The 17,049-nt window shown below is 70.2% G+C and carries 16 protein-coding genes; all 16 read right to left on the bottom strand.

Features of this window, described 5'->3' with window-relative positions:
* Nucleotides 1-3: 3 nt before the first annotated feature.
* Nucleotides 4-1,575, bottom strand: a complete 1,572-nt coding sequence (gene atpA / locus ACWCWD_RS10740; protein WP_390965441.1) for a F0F1 ATP synthase subunit alpha — start codon at nucleotides 1,573-1,575, stop codon at nucleotides 4-6.
* A 140-nt stretch (nucleotides 1,576-1,715) separates the two neighbouring features.
* Nucleotides 1,716-2,531 (bottom strand): F0F1 ATP synthase subunit delta, encoded by an 816-nt coding sequence (locus tag ACWCWD_RS10735; RefSeq protein WP_450771820.1) that lies wholly within the window; start codon nucleotides 2,529-2,531, stop codon nucleotides 1,716-1,718.
* On the bottom strand, nucleotides 2,528-3,073 hold the full coding sequence (locus ACWCWD_RS10730; protein WP_327177996.1) for a F0F1 ATP synthase subunit B: 546 nt from the start codon (nucleotides 3,071-3,073) through the stop codon (nucleotides 2,528-2,530). Before ACWCWD_RS10730 ends, ACWCWD_RS10735 begins: the two co-directional genes overlap by 4 nt.
* A gap of 44 nt (nucleotides 3,074-3,117) precedes the next feature.
* Entirely contained in the window at nucleotides 3,118-3,348 is a 231-nt protein-coding gene (atpE, locus tag ACWCWD_RS10725) for an ATP synthase F0 subunit C (protein WP_031039373.1), read from the bottom strand.
* Between the two features lie 73 nt (nucleotides 3,349-3,421).
* A complete protein-coding gene (atpB, locus tag ACWCWD_RS10720; protein WP_450771937.1) occupies nucleotides 3,422-4,258 on the bottom strand; it encodes a F0F1 ATP synthase subunit A in 837 nt (278 codons plus the stop codon).
* A 211-nt stretch (nucleotides 4,259-4,469) separates the two neighbouring features.
* Nucleotides 4,470-4,907: a hypothetical protein gene (locus ACWCWD_RS10715; protein ID WP_450771818.1), complete on the bottom strand. Its 438-nt coding sequence runs from the start codon at nucleotides 4,905-4,907 to the stop codon at nucleotides 4,470-4,472.
* A 263-nt stretch (nucleotides 4,908-5,170) separates the two neighbouring features.
* The gene (locus ACWCWD_RS10710; RefSeq protein WP_450771817.1) at nucleotides 5,171-6,553 is read right to left on the bottom strand and encodes an MraY family glycosyltransferase; all 1,383 of its coding nucleotides are present in this window, start codon (nucleotides 6,551-6,553) and stop codon (nucleotides 5,171-5,173) included.
* An 84-nt stretch (nucleotides 6,554-6,637) separates the two neighbouring features.
* Nucleotides 6,638-7,930 (bottom strand): serine hydroxymethyltransferase, encoded by a 1,293-nt coding sequence (locus ACWCWD_RS10705; RefSeq protein ID WP_450771815.1) that lies wholly within the window; start codon nucleotides 7,928-7,930, stop codon nucleotides 6,638-6,640.
* 150 nt (nucleotides 7,931-8,080) lie between these two features.
* Nucleotides 8,081-8,722, bottom strand: a complete 642-nt coding sequence (locus ACWCWD_RS10700) for an arsenate reductase/protein-tyrosine-phosphatase family protein (protein ID WP_450771813.1) — start codon at nucleotides 8,720-8,722, stop codon at nucleotides 8,081-8,083.
* The gene (locus ACWCWD_RS10695) at nucleotides 8,719-9,366 is read right to left on the bottom strand and encodes an L-threonylcarbamoyladenylate synthase (RefSeq protein WP_386891249.1); all 648 of its coding nucleotides are present in this window, start codon (nucleotides 9,364-9,366) and stop codon (nucleotides 8,719-8,721) included. The genes ACWCWD_RS10700 and ACWCWD_RS10695 overlap by 4 nt, the downstream gene beginning before the upstream one ends.
* 70 nt (nucleotides 9,367-9,436) lie before the next feature.
* Nucleotides 9,437-10,282, bottom strand: a complete 846-nt coding sequence (gene prmC / locus ACWCWD_RS10690) for a peptide chain release factor N(5)-glutamine methyltransferase (protein ID WP_266709130.1) — start codon at nucleotides 10,280-10,282, stop codon at nucleotides 9,437-9,439.
* Between the two features lie 40 nt (nucleotides 10,283-10,322).
* A complete protein-coding gene (gene prfA, locus ACWCWD_RS10685) occupies nucleotides 10,323-11,399 on the bottom strand; it encodes a peptide chain release factor 1 (RefSeq protein WP_390965436.1) in 1,077 nt (358 codons plus the stop codon).
* A 146-nt stretch (nucleotides 11,400-11,545) separates the two neighbouring features.
* Complete coding sequence (rpmE, locus tag ACWCWD_RS10680; RefSeq protein ID WP_327177988.1) at nucleotides 11,546-11,770, bottom strand: 50S ribosomal protein L31; 225 nt, start codon at nucleotides 11,768-11,770, stop codon at nucleotides 11,546-11,548.
* A gap of 165 nt (nucleotides 11,771-11,935) precedes the next feature.
* Nucleotides 11,936-13,039, bottom strand: a complete 1,104-nt coding sequence (locus ACWCWD_RS10675) for an LCP family protein (RefSeq protein WP_450771810.1) — start codon at nucleotides 13,037-13,039, stop codon at nucleotides 11,936-11,938.
* Between the two features lie 337 nt (nucleotides 13,040-13,376).
* Nucleotides 13,377-15,410, bottom strand: a complete 2,034-nt coding sequence (gene rho, locus ACWCWD_RS10670) for a transcription termination factor Rho (protein ID WP_450771809.1) — start codon at nucleotides 15,408-15,410, stop codon at nucleotides 13,377-13,379.
* A gap of 386 nt (nucleotides 15,411-15,796) precedes the next feature.
* Nucleotides 15,797-16,714, bottom strand: coding sequence for a homoserine kinase (gene thrB, locus ACWCWD_RS10665; RefSeq protein WP_450771807.1), 918 nt, complete (start codon nucleotides 16,712-16,714; stop codon nucleotides 15,797-15,799).
* Nucleotides 16,715-17,049 lie beyond the last annotated feature (335 nt).

Genomic DNA, 17,049 nt, shown 5'->3' with positions numbered 1-17,049 from the left:
CGATCAGCCCTCGCCCAGAAGCTTGCCGTCCGAGGTCTCGAACTGCTGCTTGAACGCGGCAATGGCGTCAGCGATCGACTGCAGCGTGTCGTCCGACATCTTGCCGCCCTCGACGATGCTGGTCAGGAGGTCCTTGCGCTCGCGGCGCAGGTAGTCCAGCAGCTCGCTCTCGAAGCGACGGATGTCCTCGACCGGGACGTCGTCCATCTTGCCGGTGGTGCCGGCCCAGACGGAGACGACCTGCTCCTCGACGGGGTACGGGGCGTACTGCGGCTGCTTCAGCAGCTCGACCATGCGCTTACCGCGCTCCAGCGACGCCTTGGAGGCCGCGTCCAGGTCGGAACCGAAGGCGGCGAACGCCTCCAGCTCGCGGTACTGGGCGAGGTCCACGCGCAGTCGGCCGGAGACCTGCTTCATGGCCTTGTGCTGGGCGGAGCCACCGACTCGGGAGACCGAGATACCGACGTTGAGCGCCGGACGCTGACCCGCGTTGAACAGGTCGGACTCCAGGAAGCACTGGCCGTCGGTGATGGAGATGACGTTGGTCGGGATGAACGCCGACACGTCGTTCGCCTTGGTCTCGACGATCGGCAGACCGGTCATCGAACCGGCACCCATCTCGTCGGAGAGCTTGGCGCAGCGCTCCAGCAGACGCGAGTGCAGGTAGAAGACGTCGCCCGGGTAGGCCTCGCGGCCCGGCGGACGGCGCAGCAGAAGCGACACGGCGCGGTAGGCGTCGGCCTGCTTCGAAAGGTCGTCAAAGATGATCAGGACGTGCTTGCCCTGGTACATCCAGTGCTGGCCGATGGCCGAACCGGTGTACGGCGCCAGGTACTTGAAGCCGGCCGGGTCGGACGCCGGGGCGGCGACGATGGTCGTGTACTCCAGCGCGCCGGCCTCTTCGAGGGCACCGCGCACCGAGGCGATGGTGGAGCCCTTCTGACCGATGGCGACGTAGATGCAGCGCACCTGCTTGTTCACGTCGCCCGAGCGCCAGTTGTCGCGCTGGTTGATGATCGTGTCGACGGCCAGAGCGGTCTTACCCGTCTGACGGTCGCCGATGATCAGCTGACGCTGGCCGCGGCCGATCGGCACCATCGCGTCGACGGCCTTGTAGCCGGTCTGCATGGGCTCGTGGACCGACTTGCGGACCATGACGCCCGGGGCCTGCAGCTCGAGGGCGCGTCGGCCGTCGGTCGCGATCTCGCCGAGACCGTCGATCGGGTTGCCGAGCGGGTCGACGACGCGGCCGAGGTAGCCCTCGCCGACGCCGACGGAGAGCACCTCACCGGTGCGCTGCACCGGCTGGCCCTCCTCGATTCCGCTGAACTCGCCGAGGACGATCGCACCGATCTCGCGCTCCTCGAGGTTGAGGGCGAGACCGAGGGTGCCGTCCTCGAACTTCAGCAGCTCGTTCGCCATGGCGGAGGGCAGGCCCTCCACCTTCGCGATGCCGTCGCCGGCAACGCTGACCGTACCGACCTCCTCGCGCGAGGCCGCGTCCGGCTGGTACGACTGGACAAAGTTCTCCAGTGCGTCCCGGATCTCCTCCGGCCGGATCGTGAGCTCCGCCATCTGGGTTCCCTGCTCTCCTTGTTGGGCCCGAAGTTTCTTAAGGGGGTCTGGGGGCCGACCCCCAGGAATCTTCTGCAGTTTCTGCACGGCCCAACCGGGCCGCAGGTGTTGCTCGTTCAGTTCTGTAGCGAAGGCTGGCGTCAGCCGGCCATGCGACGGGTCGCCTCGTCGAGGCGGTCCGCGATGGTGCCGTTGATGACCTCGTCACCGACGCGCACCGAAACTCCGCCGAGGACCTCGGGGTCCACGTCCAGGTTCAGGTGCATCTGCCGGCCGTAGATCTTCGCCAGCGCCGCGCCGAGGCGCTGCTTCTGCACGTCGGTCAGCGGCACCGCGGAGGTGACCACGGCGACGGTGCGTTCCCGACGGGCCGCGGCGAGCTTGGACAGGGATTCGAGTCCCGCCTCCAGGCTACGTCCACGGGGGTGCGTGACCAGGCGCGTGACGAGACGCTCGGTCGCCGGGCGGCTCTTCCCGCCGAGCAGGCTGCGCAGCAGCGTGCCCTTCGCGGCGGGGGTGGCCGTACGGCTGGTGAGCGCGGAGCGCAGCGCCGTGTCGGAGGAGACGATCCGGCCGAACCGGAACACCTCGTCCTCGACGTCGTCGAGCGCAGCCGCACGCTGGGCCGCGGTGAGGTCGGCGGTGGCCGCCAGCTCCTCGGTCGCGTCCACCAGGTCGCGCGAGGAGGACCAGCGCGAGCGGACCATGCCCGAGACCAGGTCGACGGCTTCGCCGCTCACCTGACCGCCGAGCAGTCGGCCCGCGAGCTCGGCCTTGCCCTCGCCGCTCTGCGCCGGGTCGGTGAGGACCCGACGCAGCGAGACCTCACGGTCGAGCAGCGCGGTGACGGATGCCAGCTCCTCGGCGAGCTTCTCGGCGTCGACCGACGTGTTGTCGGTCAGCGCGTCGAGCCGCTCGCGCGCGGCAGCCAGTGCCTCGCGGCTCGCGTGGTTCATCGGACGGCCTCGGCCTTCGCCTCGAGCTCGTCGAGGAACCGGTCGACGGTGCCGCTCTGCCGGGCGTGGTCCTCGAGGGACTCGCCGACGAGCTTGCCGGCCAGGTCGGTGGCGAGCTTGCCCACGTCCTGACGCAGCGCGGCGGCCGCGGACTTGCGGTCGGCCTCGATCTGGGCGTGACCGGCAGCGATGATCTCCTCACGCTGCCGCTGGCCTTCCGCCTTCATCTCCTGGATGATGACGGCGCCCTGCTCCTGCGCCTCCTGGCGCAGTCGAGCGGCCTCGTGACGCGCCTCGGCGAGCTGAGCCTTGTACTGCTCAAGAACGCTCTGCGCCTCGGTCTGGGCCGCATCGGCCTTTTCGATACCGCCTTCGATGGCCTCGCGGCGCTCGTCCAGAACCTTGTTGATGTTCGGGAGGAGCTTCTTGGCGAGGAGACCGAAGACGATGAGGAAGGCGATGAGGCCGATGACGAGCTCGGGAATCGGCGGGATGAGGGGGTTTTCCGCCTCTTCGGCCGCGAGCTGAACCAGGGGGTTCACATCAGTGCCTTTCGTCTCGGTTGCTGGTCGTCAGGGCCTGAAGATCAGACGCCGTAGACGAACGGCATGACCAGACCGATGAGGGCGAGCGCCTCACAGAAGGCGAAGCCGAGGATCTGGTTGGCGCGGATCAGGCCGGCAGCCTCGGGCTGACGGGCGAGGGCCTGCGTGCCGTTACCGAAGATGATGCCGACGCCGACGCCGGGGCCGATGGCGGCGAGGCCGTAACCGATGGAGCCGAGGGAGCCGCTGACGGCAGCAAGGGTCTGGGACATGCCAGTCTTCCTTTTCTTTCAAAGGACCGATGGGGGTTGGCCATCGGACGAATAAGGGTCGGGTGCGTGGGGCTCAGTGGTGCTTGGCGAGCGCGCCCTGGATGAAGGTGCAGGTCAGGAGTACGAAGACGTACGCCTGCAGCGCCTGGATGAAGAGCTCGAACGCGGTCATCACGATGACCATCACGAACGAGACGCCGGCGTAGGCGATACCGATGCCGTTGAGCAGGTACCAGCTGGCGATCGTGAACAGCAGCAGCAGCGTGTGGCCCGCGAACATGTTCGCGAACAGTCGCACCGCGTGCGTGAACGGACGGACCAGGAGGTTCGAGAAGAGCTCGATGAAGGCCGCCAGCCAGGCGACCGGGCCGAGCGACTTGTCGAAGCCGGTGATGTTCTTCCAACCGCCCGACCAGCCGTGCTTCTTGAACGTCAGGCTCACCCAGAGCACGTAGACGATCGCGGCGAGCACGGCGGGGTACGAGATGATCGACGTCACCGGGAACTGGGCGACCGGGATGATCGACCAGAGGTTCATCATCCACACGAAGAAGAACAGCGAGACGATGAGCGGGACGTACTTCTCGCCCTCGCGCTTGCCGATGGTCTCGTGCACGACGCCGCGGCGGATGAAGTCGTAACCCATCTCGGCGACGGACTGCAGCTTGCCGGGGACGATCTTGGGCTTGGCGAACGCGGCCCAGAAGAAACCGACGATGATGACCGAGCCCAGCAGGGCCAGCAGCATCGGCTTGTTGAAGTACAGGTTGCTGTCCGCATCGCCCCAGAGGGGTTCGAACAGGAACGAGTGCAGGCCGGGTGCCGGGAAACCACAACCGTCAAAGATGTGGCAATCGGTCTCGAAGGCGAGCACCTGTGTCGGGTCAGCACTCACCGCGGGCTCCTTCAGCGTGGCGCATAGGTACGGCAACCTCGTTGTGTCGGCGCGGCGCGCAGCCGCGGTTCGGCACTGGACTGGTGTTTCGGATGTGAGAGCGGCAGTCAGGCATGTGAGCCTCGCGATCGGGCAGGCGTCAGCTCACATGCCCGCGCCCGCAGTGCCGCAGTTGGAACCGGACGATAGCAGGGTCCGGATCGGGCATTTATTCCGCCCCTACCCTTCACGTCGAGGAGCCGGTCTTTTCGGGCTTTTCGGCCTTGCTGGACTCGGGTTCGACGTAGAGCATCTTGGCCGTCATGTGCGCACGGGCCTGGGCACCGATCCATACGAGGGTGAGCGCGACCAGTGAGATCGCGAACGCCTTCGGGTTGAACGCGGTCGTGTCCTTGAACAGGGCTACGAAGATCACCATCAGCAGGAGCTGAGCGGTGTACAGCAACAGCCCCATCATCTGGAACAGATGCGGGAGGGACCGGGCGGTCCGCTGCAGGACGACGAGTCCGAGCCCCATGAAGAAGATCGAGACCACCGCCCCGACGAGCGCGCCGAGCGCCCCCTTGCCGCCGGCCACACCCGCGCTGATCGCGACGGCGATCACGCCGACGGCAGCGGTGGGCAGGGCGGTGTGGAGGAGGGTCCGGGCGTCGTTGGTCGGCATGGCGGCAGCTCCGCTTGCTTGGGGTGGGCAAATGGTGTCGTCATGGACGAGCGTAGGCCCGGTCCGAGTCGATGCCTGAGGCCAATGGACCGACGTACTCGGGTCCTTCGGCTCTGTCACCGGGTCTCGTGAACGGTATCACAAACTATTTGATGAGGTCTTTACCTCAAACGTGTGCCAACTGTCACACGTGAGGACTAGTCGCCTGCGTGGCGCGCGACAATCTGACGACTTGTCTGGTAGTGGCTACGACGTCCGAAAGGTCAACGCGAGGAATCGGCTTTGCGCCGATCGGAGAACCGCGAACGAGTGCCGATCGCGGTCGCTCCGTTGACGCCGGAGACGCCCACCGCGACCCGTACGCCCTCGGAGTCCTCGTCCGCGAGGTGCGAGCCATGGGCTTCCGGGGCACCCGCCCCCTCCCCGGGCAGCTCCTCGTGGGGCCCCTCGGGAAGGACGACCCGGCGCCGGCGCCGGTAGCGGGGCGGCACCAGGGAGTTGGCCCAGCGCGGGGCGCGCGGCGTGAAGCGCGGCAGCAGGAGCAGCACCAGGCCGACGGCGCTGAGGAAGACGATGACCAGGACGATCCACATCGACGCCGAGTGCACCGAGTACCCGACGGCGCCGAAGGCGATCAGCGCCGACCAGAAGTACATGATCAGCACGGACCGGCTGTGCGAGTGGCCGATCTCCAGCAGCCGGTGGTGCAGGTGGCCGCGGTCGGCGGCGAACGGCGACTGGCCGTTCCAGGTGCGCCGCACGATCGCGAGCACGAGGTCGGCGGCGGGGATCGCGATGATCGTCAGCGGCAGCAGCAGCGGGATGAAGACCGGCAGCATCGCGTGGGTGGCCTGCCGCTCGCTCCCCTCGAAGAGCTTCATCGCGTCCGGGTCGACCTGCCCGGTGACCGAGATCGCGCCGGCGGCGAGAACCAGGCCGATCAGCATCGACCCCGAGTCGCCCATGAAGATCCGGGCGGGGTGCATGTTGTGCGGCAGGAAGCCCAGGCACATGCCCATGAGGATCGCGGCGAAGAGCGTGGCGGGGGCGGCGGCCTCGATGCCGTACCCGTACCAGAGGCGGTAGGTGTACAGGAAGAACGCGGCCGCGGCGATGCAGACCATGCCGGCGGCGAGGCCGTCCAGGCCGTCGACGAAGTTCACCGCGTTGATCGTGATGACGACCAGGGCGACCGTGAGCAGGGTGCCCTGCCAGGGGGTGAGCGCCACCGTCCCGACGCCGGGGATCGGCAGCCAGAGGATCGTCAGGCCCTGGATGACCATGACGGCGGCGGCGATCATCTGCCCGCCGAGCTTGATCAGGGCGTCGATCTCGAACTTGTCGTCCAGGACGCCGATCAGCCAGATCAGCGCCGCCCCGGAGAGCAGCGCCCTCGGCTCGTTGGAGAGTTCGAAGACCCCGCCGAGGTTGAACAGGTGCGAGGCGACGATCAGCCCGGCGCACAGTCCGCCGAACATGGCGATGCCACCGAGTCGCGGTGTCGGTTCCCGGTGCACGTCGCGCGCGCGGATCGCGGGCATGGCCCCGATCGCGATGGCGAACTTCCGCACCGGTCCGGTCAGCAGATAGGTCACTGCGGCCGCGACACACAGCGTCAGCAGGTAATCACGCACGGGCTGCCCCACAGATTTCGCCGGCCATCTCAGCCCCACACCCTAGCCCCACGAGCAAGGACATCAGGGAACGGGTGACGGTTCCACAGGTTCCGTCTACCGGCGAAAGGGGGGATACCGCTCGGTGAATCCTCGCACCTCGGCCCGGATACGATCATGGTCGGCCCCGTCCCGGACCGCGTCGGCGAGCAGGACGGCGATGCGGGCCATGTCCGCCTCGTCCATGCCCTGGGTGGTGACCGCAGCCGTGCCCAGCCGGATGCCCCGGCCGTGGCCGTCCGTGAGGGCGGCGGCTCCGGCGTGCGGCAGCGCGCACGCGTCCAGGATCACTCCGGCGGCGGCGAGGCGGTCGCGGGCGGTCCGTCCGTCGACGCCGAGCGGCGCCGGGTCGGCCAGTACCAGGTGGGTGTCGGTGCCGCCGGTCGCGACCTCGAACCCCTCCGCCTCCAGCGCGGCGGCGAGCACGCGGGCGTTGGCGACGACCCGGTGCGCGTACATCGCGTACGCGGGTGTCGCCGCCTCCCCGAACGCGACGGCCTTCGCGGCGATGGTGTGCATCTGCGCCCCGCCCTGGGTGAACGGGAAGACCGCGCGGTCGATCCGTCCGGCCAGCTCCGCCCGGCAGAGCAGCATCCCGCCGCGCGGCCCGCGCAGCACCTTGTGCGTGGTGGCGCAGACCACGTCGGCGTACGGCACCGGGTTGGGCGCCGCTCCCCCGGCGATCAGCCCCATCGGGTGCGCGGCGTCGACGATCAGGCGGGCGCCGACCTCGTCGGCGATCTCGCGGAAGAGCGCGTAGTCGGGGTGGCGGGGGTAGGAGATCGAGCCGCAGACGATCGCCTTGGGCCGGCGGGCGCGGGCCAGGGCGCGTACCCGGTCGTAGTCGATCAGGCCGGTGTCCGGGTCGACGCCGTAGCCGGTGAAGTCGAACCAGCGTCCGGAGAAGTTGCCCGGCGACCCGTGCGTGAGGTGGCCGCCGGAGGTCAGGCCCATGGCCAATACGGCGTCGCCGGGGCGCAGCAGGGCCGCGTAGGCGGCGAGGACGGCGGAGGAGCCGGAGTGCGGCTGGACGTTGGCGTGCTCGGCGCCGAAGAGGGCGGTGGCGCGGGAGACCGCGATGCGCTCGGCGGCGTCCGCGTGGTCGCAGCCGCCGTGGTGGCGGGCGCCGGGGTAGCCCTCGGCGTACTTGTTGGCGAGCGGCGAGGCGAGGGCCGCGAGGACGGCGGGCGAGTTGAAGTTCTCGGCGGCGATCAGCTGGAGCGAGCCGGCCTGCCGGAATGCCTCGTCCCGGAGCACCTCGGCGATCTCCGGGTCGGTGCGCGGCAGCGGGCCGAGGTCCCACCGCGGAGCGGCGGGCGGCAGGGGTGCGGTGGGGGTGCTGACCGGCATCTGACGGCTCCGGGCCTGGAGGAGTGCGGTGGGGGGCTTCGCATCCAATGTAGGCCGGTGGGCGCTCGTACGCCCGCCGCGAAAGGGCCGGTGGGGCCGGTCGGCGCAAGGGTGGGTGCCGCCGGCCGGAGTACGCCCGGCAGGCGCGTCTCAGTGGTGTGCGGGCACGCCGGTGAGCGCGGTGACGACCGGGTCGAGCGCCTGGTTGATCTCGTCCCCGATCGAGCGGAAGAAGGTGATCGGGGCGCCGTACGGGTCGTACACCTCGTCGGCGTCGGCGGTCGGGGCGAGCAGCCAGCCGCGCAGCGCGGCGGCGGCGCGGACCAGCGCGCGGGCACGCTCGACCACGCCCTCGTCGTGGGCGTCCGGCAGGGTGGCGGGGTCTATGGCCCGCACGAGCCGGGTGAACTCCTTGAGGGTGAAGGTGCGCAGACCGGCGGAGTGGCCCATCGAGATGACCTGCGCGCGGTGGTCGCGGGTCGCGGTGAGCACCAGGTCGGCGCGGATCACGTGCTCGTCCAGGAGCTCGCGGCCGACGAAGCCGGTGGCGTCCGCGCCGAAGTCGGCGAGGACGATCTCGGCGTTCGCCTCCATGGGGGCGCCTTCGTGCCCCCAGGTGCCGGCGCTCTCCACGATGAGGCCGCCCTGGTGCGGATCGCCGAGGCGGTCCACGAGGGCATGGCGGGTCAGCCGCTCGGTGATGGGCGAGCGGCAGACGTTGCCGGTGCTGACGTGGAGAATGCGGAAGTGGTCGGTCTGCCCCGCTATGCCACGCCCCTCAGGGGCGGTCAATTGGCCACCTCGAGGTCGGGTACCACCTTGCGCAGTTCCTCGACGGACAGGGCGCCGGCGCGCAGCAGGACCGGGACCTTGCCGGTGACGTCCACGATGGAGGACGGGACGTTGCCCGGAGTGGGGCCGCCGTCGAGGTAGACGGAGACGGAGTCCCCGAGCATCTCCTGGGCGGCGTCGCAGGTCTCCGGGGACGGGTGGCCGGTGAGGTTGGCGCTGGAGACGCCCATCGGGCCGACCTCGGTGAGGAGTTCGATGGCGACCGGGTGCAGCGGCATCCGGACGGCGACGGTGCCGCGGGTGTCGCCGAGGTCCCACTGGAGCGACGGCTGGTGCTTGGCGACGAGGGTGAGGGCGCCGGGCCAGAAGGCGTCGACGAGCTCCCACGCCTGCTCGGAGAAGTCGGTGACCAGGCCGTGCAGCGTGTTCGGGGAGCCGATGAGGACCGGGGTGGGCATGTTGCGCCCGCGGCCCTTGGCGTCCAGCAGGTCCGCGACGGCCTCCCGGGAGAAGGCGTCCGCACCGATGCCGTACACGGTGTCGGTGGGCAGCACGACCAGTTCGCCACGACGGACCGCCGAGGCGGCTTCACGCAGCCCGGTCGTACGGTCGGTCGCGTCGTTGCAGTCGTATCGCCGTGCCATCAGCCGGCCTCCTCAAGCGTGTACGGGTAAGGGTGGTGCGGGCAGTGCGGGCACGGGGCCGCGGCGCCGGTCACGGCATGGCCTTGCGGGCCGTGGCGAACCGCGGCCGGTTGTTGAGGTCCGGGTGGTCGGCCGCGTCGGCCCAGCCGCGTTCCTCGGTGAAGATCCAGGGGACCTGGCCGCCCTGGGTGTCGGCGTGCTCGATGACGACGAGGCCGCCGGGGCGGAGCAGGCGGTGCGCGGTGCGCTCGATGCCGCGGATGGTGTCGAGGCCGTCCTCGCCGGAGAACAGCGCCATCTGCGGGTCGTGGTCGCGGGCCTCGGGCGCGACGTACTCCCACTCGGTGAGCGGGATGTACGGCGGGTTGGAGATCACCAGGTCGACCTGGCCGTCGAGCTCGGGAAGGGCGCTCAGGGCGTCTCCGCGGTGCACGGTGACCCTGGACCCCTCGGCGTTCTTCCTGGTCCACGTCAGGGCGTCCTCGGACAGCTCCACGGCGTGCACGCGCGAGCGCGGCACCTCCTGGGCCATGGCGAGGGCGATGGCGCCGGAGCCGGTGCAGAGGTCGACGATGAGCGGCTCGACGACGTCCATCGCGCGGACCGCGTCTATGGCCCAGCCGACGACCGACTCGGTCTCCGGGCGCGGCACGAACACCCCGGGGCCGACCTGGAGCTCCAGGTAGCGGAAGAAGGCGCGGCCGGTGATGTGCTGGAGGGGTTCGCGGTTCTCGCGGCGCGCGATGGTCTCCCAGTAGCGCGCGTCGAAGTCCGCGTCCGGCACCCGGTGCAGCTCGCCCCGCTTGACTCCGTGGACGAAGGCCGCGAGCTCCTCGGCATCGAATCGCGGCGAGGGGACACCGGCGTCGGCCAGCCGCTGGGTGGCCTGGGCCACCTCGGCGAGCAGCAGGTTCATCGCGGATCTCCGTACGGGTTCACGGGCGGGGCGGGCGGGATCAGGCGTTGGCGAGCTTGGCGGCGGAGTCGGCGTCGACGCACGCCTGGATCACCGCGTCGAGGTCCCCGTCGAGGACCTGGTCCAAGTTGTACGCCTTGAAGCCGACGCGGTGGTCCGAGATCCGGTTTTCCGGGAAGTTGTACGTACGGATCTTCTCGGACCGGTCGACGGTGCGCACCTGGCTGCGGCGTACGTCGGAGGCTTCCTGCTCGGCGGCCTCCTGGGCGGCGGCGAGCAGCCGGGACCGCAGGATGCGCATGGCCTGCTCCTTGTTCTGGAGCTGGCTCTTCTCGTTCTGGCAGGAGGCGACGACACCGGTCGGCAGGTGCGTGATGCGGACGGCGGAGTCGGTCGTGTTGACGGACTGGCCGCCGGGGCCGGAGGACCGGTACACGTCGATGCGGAGGTCGTTGGCGTGGATCTCGACCTCGACCTCCTCGGCCTCGGGGGTCACGAGGACGCCGGCGGCGGAGGTGTGGATGCGGCCCTGGGACTCGGTGGAGGGCACGCGCTGCACGCGGTGCACGCCGCCCTCGTACTTCATCCGGGCCCAGACGCCCTGGCCGGGCTCGGTGGCGCCGTTGCCGCCCTTGGTCTTCACGGCGACCTGGACGTCCTTGTAGCCGCCGAGCTCGGACTCGGTGGAGTCGATGATCTCGGTCTTCCACCCGATGCGCTCGGCGTAGCGGAGGTACATGCGGAGCAGGTCACCGGCGAACAGGGCCGACTCGTCGCCGCCCGCACCCGCCTTGATCTCCAGGAGCACGTCCTTGTCGTCGCTCGGGTCGCGCGGAACGAGAAGGAGGCGCAGGTGCTCGGTGAGCTCCTCGCGCTGCTTCTCCAGCTCCTTGACCTCGGCGGCGAAGTCGGGGTCGTCGGCGGCGAACTCGCGTGCGGTCACGATGTCGTCACCGGTCCGCTTCCAGGACCGGTACGTGGAGACGATCGGGGTCAGCTCCGCGTAGCGCTTGTTGAGCTTGCGCGCGTTGGCCTGATCCGCGTGGACCGACGGGTCGGCGAGCTTCTTCTCGAGATCGGCGTGTTCACCGATCAGTTCCTCGACCGCCTCGAACATCTTCGGGCTCCTGGGTGGGGGTGACTTCTACGGGCCTGCTGGAGGAAGGTGCCGGTCGGGTCCCGGGTCGCCCCAGGACCCGACCGGAAAAAACGCCGGTTCCCGCCGCCCCCGAGAGGGCGCCCGAGAACCGGCGCTGTGGCTCGCTACTTGGCGGCGGAGCCTGCACCCTTGCCGAAGCGGGCCTCGAAGCGGGCCACACGGCCGCCGGTGTCGAGGATCTTCTGCTTGCCCGTGTAGAACGGGTGGCACTCGGAGCAGACGTCGGCACGGATGGTGCCGTTGTCGATGGTGCTCCGGGTGGTGAACGACGCGCCACAGGTGCAGCTGACCTGCGTCTCGACGTACGTGGGGTGAATGTCGCGCTTCAAGGTGTCTCCTAGTTTCGGGAGGGCTCCGGGTCGTCCGCGCGGATTGCGCGTCCGTGAACCGGGGCCGACGTACCAGTCTGCCAGGACCGGCCGTATCTCCCAAAACGGGGGTACGGGCCGGTCTATTCCCGGCCGGAACGGCCGGGCGGGCGGCGCGGGTGCCGCCTACCGTACGACGGCGCTCGCCGAGCCCTTGTCGCCGGCCGAGTCCGCGGTGGCGGAGGCGGGGATCGCGGTGTCCGCGCGCAGGGCCTTCCAGACCTCCTGCGCGTCCTTCTCCAGCGGGACGACCCGGTTGGGGTCCGCCGGGTCGTACTGGACGGGCAGGGTGACCATGTCGACGTCGTTGGCGTCGAGGCCCTTGAGCCCGTTCGCGAATCCGGTGAGCTTGGTGACCGACGCCAGGTCGGAGTCGGTGGTGATGGCCTTGGTGGCGGTGTTCGCGAGTCCGAACAGCTTGGCGGGGTTGGTGAACACGCCCACCGACTTGACCTGCTTCATCAGCGCCTTCACGAAGGCCTGCTGGAGCTGGATGCGGCCGAGGTCGCTGCCGTCGCCGACGCTCTTGCGGGTACGGACGAGGCCGAGGGCCTGTTCGCCGTCGAGGGTGTGCGTGCCGGGGGCGAGGTCGAGGTGGCTGCCGGGGTCGTCGATCGCCTCGCTGGTGGTGATCTCGACACCGCCCAGCTGGTCGACGAGCTTCTTGAAGCCGGTGAAGTCGACCTCGACGTAGTGGTCCATGCGGATGCCGGACATCGCCTCGACGGTCTTCACCGTGCAGGCCGGACCGCCCACCTGGTAGGCCGAGTTGAACATCTGGCCGGTGGCCGCGGGGGCCTGCTGCCCGGTGTCGGGGTCGGTGCATGCGGGCCGGTCGACGATCGTGTCGCGCGGGATCGAGACGATGCTCGCCGACTTGTGGCCCTTGTTGACGTGCACGACCATCGCGGTGTCCGAACGGGCGCCGCCCTGGTCCTTGCCGTACTCGGCGTTGGCGCCGGAGCGGGAGTCCGAGCCGAGCACCAGGATGTCCTCGGAGCCGTTGTCCACGTTGTCGGGGCGGTCCGTGCCGAGGGCGGCGTTGATGTCGACGCCCTTGAGGTTTCCGTCGAGTGCGAAGTACGCGTAGGCGAGGCCCGATCCGCCGAGGACCACGACCCCCGCCGCCGTCCAGGCCACCACCGTCTTCACCCGGCGCCGGCGCGAAGGCTTTCTGCGCCGGCTGCCGGTGCCGCGTATGCGGCCCGTACCTCTGCTCTGCTCGCTCATGGTGTTCCCTCGTTCCAGGTTCCCCGCTGCTCCCTGCTCCCCCCTGCCGGTGTGGTCCCGGCACGGTCGGGTCGTCTCTCGGATGGACGCCGAAGCACCAAGAAGGGTGTCACAACGCCCTGTGACCACCGTACGGCCGAACGGGTGGGGGGGCGGACCTGGAGAACTACCGGTGACACCGCGCTCACCTGCGGTTTCTTTCCTTCTGCACGTTTCCGGGCACCCCCGGGGCGATCACTCTGGGTGTGGCGAAGGTCTCGGGACCGCCCCCTGTACGACAAAACCGCCCCCGTCGCGGGTGCGACGGGGGCGGCTTCGTTCAACCGCGGTGCGGACGTCAGTCGTTGCCGTTGCCCGGCGACGGCGTCGTCTTCTGGATCTGGAGCAGGAACTCCGCGTTGGACTGGGTCTTCTTCATCCGGTCCAGCAGGAGCTCGATCGCCTGCTGCTGGTCGAGCGCGTGGAGCACGCGGCGCAGCTTCCAGGTGATGGCCAGCTCGTCGCTGCCCAGCAGGATCTCTTCCTTGCGGGTGCTGGACGCGTCGACGTCGACGGCCGGGAAGATGCGCTTGTCCGAGAGCTTCCGGTCGAGCTTGAGCTCCATGTTGCCGGTGCCCTTGAACTCCTCGAAGATCACCTCGTCCATGCGCGAGCCGGTCTCGACGAGCGCGGTGGCCAGGATGGTCAGCGAGCCGCCGTCCTCGATGTTGCGCGCGGCACCGAAGAAGCGCTTCGGCGGGTACAGCGCGGTCGAGTCGACACCACCGGACAGGATGCGGCCGGAGGCCGGCGCCGCGAGGTTGTACGCGCGGCCCAGGCGGGTGATCGAGTCGAGCAGGACGACCACGTCGTGACCCAGCTCGACCAGGCGCTTGGCCCGCTCGATGGCCAGTTCGGCGACGGTGGTGTGGTCCTCGGCGGGACGGTCGAAGGTCGAGGAGATGACCTCGCCCTTCACCGACCGCTGCATGTCGGTGACCTCTTCCGGACGCTCGTCCACGAGGACGACCATCAGGTGGCACTCGGGGCTGTTGACCGTGATCGCGTTGGCGATGGCCTGGAGGATCATGGTCTTACCGGTCTTCGGCGGGGCCACGATCAGTCCGCGCTGGCCCTTGCCGATCGGGGCGACCAGGTCGATGATCCGCGTCGTCAGGACGTTGGAGTCGGTCTCCAGGCGGAGCCGGTCCTGCGGGTACAGCGGCGTCAGCTTCTGGAACTCCGGGCGGCCGCGGCCGGATTCGGGCGCCATGCCGTTGACGGTGTCGAGGCGCACGAGGGCGTTGAACTTCTCGCGGCGCTCGCCGTCCTTGGGCTGGCGCACGGCGCCGGTGACGTGGTCACCCTTGCGCAGGCCGTTCTTGCGGACCTGGGCGAGCGAGACGTACACGTCGTTCGGGCCCGGGAGGTAGCCGGAGGTCCGGATGAACGCGTAGTTGTCGAGGATGTCCAGGATGCCCGCGACGGGGATCAGGACGTCGTCGTCGGCCACCTGCACGTCGCTCTGGAACTCGTCGCGGCCACGACGGCCACGGCGGTCGCGGTAGCGGCCACGACGGCCGCGGCGGCCGCCCTCGTCGTCGAAGTCGTCCTGCGGACCGTTGTCACGGTGCTGCTGGCCCTGACCGCCGCCCTGGCCCTGACCCTGGGTCTGGCCCTGGCCCTGACGCTGCGACTGGCCCTGGCCCTGACGCTGCTGGCCCTGGTCGTCGCCCTTGCCCCGGCGGTCGCGCTGGCGGTCGCGGCGGTCACCGCGGTCGCCGCGCTGACGGTCCTGGCGGTCGCCGCGACGGCCCTCGGCCGTGTCGGCCGCCGACTCGGCGCGGGCGTCGCCCTTCGCCTCGGCGCGGTCGTCCTGCTTGGCCTCGGCGGCGCGGTCGTCCTGCTTCGGCTCGGCCTTGACCTCGGGGGCACCGGCCTGCGCGGTGGCGCGGCGCCGGCGGCGCTCGCCCGCGGGCTGGTCGTCGCTGGCGGGCTGGCCGGGGATGTCGATCTGCTGCTGGGCGGCCGGCTTCTCGGCCGGGGCGGCGGCCTCGTCACCCGTGCGCGCCTTGGAGGTGGCGCGGCGCTTGGGCTTGCTCTCCGCGTCCGTCCCGGCGGCGGGCGCCTTGGCGGCGGCCTTGGCGGCGGGGGCCTTGCCGGCCTGCGCCTCCTTGATGACCTCGATCAGCTGGCTCTTGCGCATACGCGCGGTGCCCCTGATGCCGAGGCCGGACGCGACCTGCTGCAGCTCGGCCAGGACCATGCCGTCAAGGCCGGTGCCGGAGCGGCGGCGCCGTGCGGTGGTGCCAGTGGCAGCACCTTCGGCGGGCGCGGCGCTGTCGACGCTCTTGTCGGCAGTCACGCCCATCAGATCGGTGGTGTCGCTCACGAAGGGTCCTTCCCTGGAGCGGACGTCGGCCTTCTGGCTCGGCGACCGGTTGTGCTGTCCGGCATTCGGTATGTGATCTTTCGATCGCGGACCGGGCCGGGGCGGTGGTCCGCCGGGTGCGGCGGAGAGATGAACGTGCGGGGTCCGACGCGAGCTCCCCCTGCTCGGCCCACTCATGGACGAACGTGGGGTGTCGTGCCGGTTCCGGAGCGTGCTCGAAACTGCTCAGACAGGCTGATCAGGCAGTTGGGGAGGCTCCCGGAAGAAAGGTGGTCCCTGAAGGGGACACGAAGCAACGCGTCGCTGGGACGTCGATTGCCGACTTGAGATTAACACTACCGGCTCCAACAAATATTCCCCCTCTCTGTCACCGGCAATCCCTCTGCTTACGGCGCGAGCGGCAGCACGCACGCGCCGGGGCCGTCGAGCGCGAGCCGGTTCGCGGCCCATCCCTCACCCGCGAGCCGGGCCACCTTGTCGGCGGCGCCTTCCTCCGTGAGGGCGAGAACCGTGGGCCCTGCGCCGGAGATGACGGCGGGGATGCCGTCGGCGCGCAGCCGGTGCACCAGTTCGAGGCTCTCCAGCATCGCCGGGCCCCGGTATTCCTGGTGGAGCCGGTCCTCGGTGGCGGCCAGCAGCAGCTCGGGGCGCCGGGTCAGCGCCTCGACGAGCAGTGCGGCGCGGCCGGCGTTGGCGGCGGCGTCGACGTGCGGGACCTGGCGGGGCAGCAGTCCGCGGGCGGTCTCGGTGAGCACCGGCTTGCCCGGTACGAAGACCACCGGCACGACCTGGGCGGCCGGGTCCATCCGGATCGCGCGGGCCGCTCCGCCGTCCATCCAGGCGAGGGTGAATCCGCCGAGGAGGCAGGCCGCGACGTTGTCCGGGTGGCCCTCGATCTCGGTGGCCAGCTCCAGCAGCGCGGCGTCGTCGAGGCGGGCCTCGCCGCCGGTGGTCACGGCGCGGGCGGCGACGATGCCGGCGCAGATGGCGGCGGAGGAGGAGCCGAGGCCGCGGCCGTGCGGGATGCGGTTGGCGCAGACGATCTCCAGCCCGCGCGGCTGCCCGCCGAGCAGGTCGAAGGCGGTGCGCATGGCACGGACGAGCAGGTGCGACTCGTCGCGGGGCAGGGTGTCGGCGCCCTCACCGGCGATGTCGATGTGCAGGCCGGAGTCGGCGACCCGGACGACCACGTCGTCGTAGAGGCCCAGCGACAGGCCGAGGGCGTCGAAGCCCGGGCCCAGGTTGGCGCTGGTGGCGGGGACGCGCACCCTGACGGCGGCGGCTCGGAACGCGGGACCGGCCATCGGCTGGTGGACTCCTTGGGGCGGGGATGCGGTGCGTGCGGGTGACTCTGCGGCGGCGGGATGGTGACACGGGAGTCCGGTCGGCCGGAACGCGACTTCCGGGCGGCGGTGCTCCGGTGGTGGACCCCACGGCCACCGCACGGCGACCGGGACAGGGCCGTGTGACGACGCTGCCGATCACGTACAGCTTATCGAAGGAAGGTTCTGTGGCGACATAGGGCGCATGGGAGGCGCACGATGCGTGTCGCACGCATCCCCTGCGCTCTCCGCCCTGGAAAAGGGGGTTGGGCACGATCTGCCCGATCTGCACCGCACCGCCCGGAGGCGTTTCGCCT

It is taken from the genome of Streptomyces sp. NPDC001493 (assembly GCF_053597235.1).
The sequence above is the reverse complement of the archived record's forward strand: the minus strand, read 5'-3'. Positions and strand labels throughout refer to the sequence as shown.